The organism is Actinomyces sp. oral taxon 181 (assembly GCF_018370895.1).
In the GTDB taxonomy this organism is placed as follows: Bacteria; Actinomycetota; Actinomycetes; order Actinomycetales; family Actinomycetaceae; genus Pauljensenia.
In genome coordinates, this window is sequence record NZ_JAGYZL010000027.1 from 1 (window position 1) to 2234 (window position 2234).

Annotated in this window: 4 protein-coding genes; all 4 read right to left on the minus strand. The window is 52.6% G+C overall.

The genetic code is table 11. The annotated features are described in order from the left end of the window. The coding region (locus tag KHW85_RS08235) for a DUF4853 domain-containing protein (RefSeq protein WP_291459543.1) at window positions 1-526 on the minus strand (526 nt) is incomplete at its 3' end. Next, on the minus strand, window positions 526-1344 hold the full coding sequence (locus tag KHW85_RS08240) for an alpha/beta hydrolase (protein WP_291459544.1): 819 nt from the start codon (window positions 1342-1344) through the stop codon (window positions 526-528). The genes KHW85_RS08240 and KHW85_RS08235, both read right to left, overlap by 1 nt. After that, window positions 1341-1700 carry a hypothetical protein gene (locus KHW85_RS08245; RefSeq protein WP_291459545.1) on the minus strand — a complete coding sequence of 120 codons (360 nt, stop codon included), beginning with the start codon at window positions 1698-1700 and terminating at the stop codon, window positions 1341-1343. The genes KHW85_RS08240 and KHW85_RS08245 overlap by 4 nt, the downstream gene beginning before the upstream one ends. Before the next feature lie 42 nt (window positions 1701-1742). Next, window positions 1743-2087, minus strand: a complete 345-nt coding sequence (locus KHW85_RS08250) for a hypothetical protein (protein ID WP_291459546.1) — start codon at window positions 2085-2087, stop codon at window positions 1743-1745. Window positions 2088-2234: the final 147 nt, after the last annotated feature.

Here is a 2234-nt window from a genome sequence, read left to right on the forward strand (position 1 = left end):
AGGTGGCTTTTCCCTCGTGAACAGTCACGTAGAGGAAACCACCATTAACCGGATCACTCCACGAAAGCTGACGAACGCCACCTTTATCCGAGCCCAATTCGTACTCGGGATACGTCTCTGACAAGAGTTCACGGCCGATCTTTTCGACCTCAGGAACGGGAACATAAGGACCAGCAACAACTTGCCCAACAAGCTCCCACGCCGGCTGCTCATCGCCTGAGGATTGGTCAGTCTCTTTATTGATCTGGGACCCAAAGGCGCGCGCTTCCCACGCGCCTCCACCACCGGCCTCTGCAAGGCGACGACGGAACTGAAGGATCTTCGGCTCCTCATCACGCTGAAATGCCTGAATGGACTGACGCTGCTCCAGGGGGAGGCTTCCATCCCAATAGACAGCCTTCTTAACAGTCGGGGTCGGGGTCGCAGCGGACTGGTTAGTGCCTGTGCCTCCGATAGAGCATGCGCTCAAAGCAATCGTTGCCACTCCAAGTACCGCACATACGCGGACAATACCCCGATAGCTCACTACTTCACCCCTGCAACAACTCGGCCAAAGTCCTGAACCGTCTCCGTTCCATCTTCTAAATAGACGCTATGGTTATCAAAATTCGGTGGGTAGACAAGACCGAGTCTAAGCATCGGCAGCAACAAATGCGAATCACTCGGCGGCGCGCCATGGTTATACTTCACATACCCAGTCGCGTCATTTGAAAGATGTGTGAATGTCTTGTCGTGCATCGGATCGGTTCCGAGGTGTCCCCAGCGGATAGTGCTTCCAGGAAGTAGCGATCCCAGACCTTGAACAAAATCCCCATTTGGGACTCCTGAAACCCAACGATGCCCTTCAGCGACATGTAGATCTGAAGCGTTATAGGTCCCCATACCCGGCGAACCGCAGAGAACGAGATCATCGATTACGCCATCATGAACCTTTGTCGCCGCCATTCCCGACGTTGTCGAGCCATAGGAATGACCAACCAAAGTCATGTGCGCATCTCCCGCACCGTGTTCACGCGATGCTTGCATTCCGTTCAAGAAACCAGCTAAACGATCAGAGCCGGCCTGAGCGAGTTTAGGCGAGGTGATATCACTAAGATTCCCAAATGAGGCTTCACCGGGAGCATCGTAACCGAGCCACGCAATCGTCGCTACATCTTTCAATGCGAGTTTACCTTGATCTGCGGCTGCCTGACGTAAATTCTCCATCTGGCGAATGTAGTCTTTGAGACTCCCGTTAACAGTCGTACCAATCCCCGGTACAAAAGTACCGATATGCGCTGCATTATCGACGTCACCTTGAGCCACCGCAGCCTTAACACGACGTCCGTCATCCTGAAGCGTCAATAGCGAAATAGGCTTTCCCGCCTTGCCATGCTGATAGTCTTCGAGGCTGATGCATTCGCAAGTGTAGAACGGATTTTTTCATAAGCGGCAAGATCTGACTTTGCGCGTTGTATTTTCTCCCCTATCAGGTAGCGATCTTCATTCGTCCGCGCTTTGGTCCAATAACTCTCATAGCGAGCCAGGTCCTCCCTAGCTCGCGCTTCCTTGGCATCAAGATTCAACCGATTTGCGCGATCTCGTGCCCAAGCCTCAACACCATCAGCGTTACCAATCAGTTCAGGATAGGTATCGCAAAGATGACGTTTCTGCTCATCGCTTTGCGCCGACCAGTACTCTGCTCGTTCCTCTGGAGACATATTCTTGAAACGCTCTTGCTCGGCCTGGGATAGGTCGCGAATTTATCCGGGTTTCGTGGGTTCCTTTCCCGGGGCTGTCCCAAAAGAACTCAGCTTCTGATTGAGCGCGCTATCTGCGGAATCTGCCAATGCAATTGCACGCGCCACCATTCGTTCAAGGTTCGCATCAGCACCGTGTCGATAGCTTTCACTCTGCACACTTGTCGCGTCTCTCCACGCAACTTTTCCATCTTGGGAAATTACGCAACCATATCCAGCAGCAACTTTCTCTACCTGTTTAATCGCTTCCGCTACTTCAGCAACCTCAAATAGAGCGTTCCTCAAAGCAACTTGGAGGTCACCTAGCTCGTCGCTATAATTCCTGAGCTGCCAACGAGCTTTCCCCACTGCTCTGCGTATGGATACTACAGCACTTGCTTCACAAGCTACTTCTCAGGGATATCGATATCAACGCGCCCAGGAATGAAATCACCAGGGTCAACAGTCGTCCCATCCGATGGACGCAAACCCGTCTGGTAGCGCATTAAGGTGGCT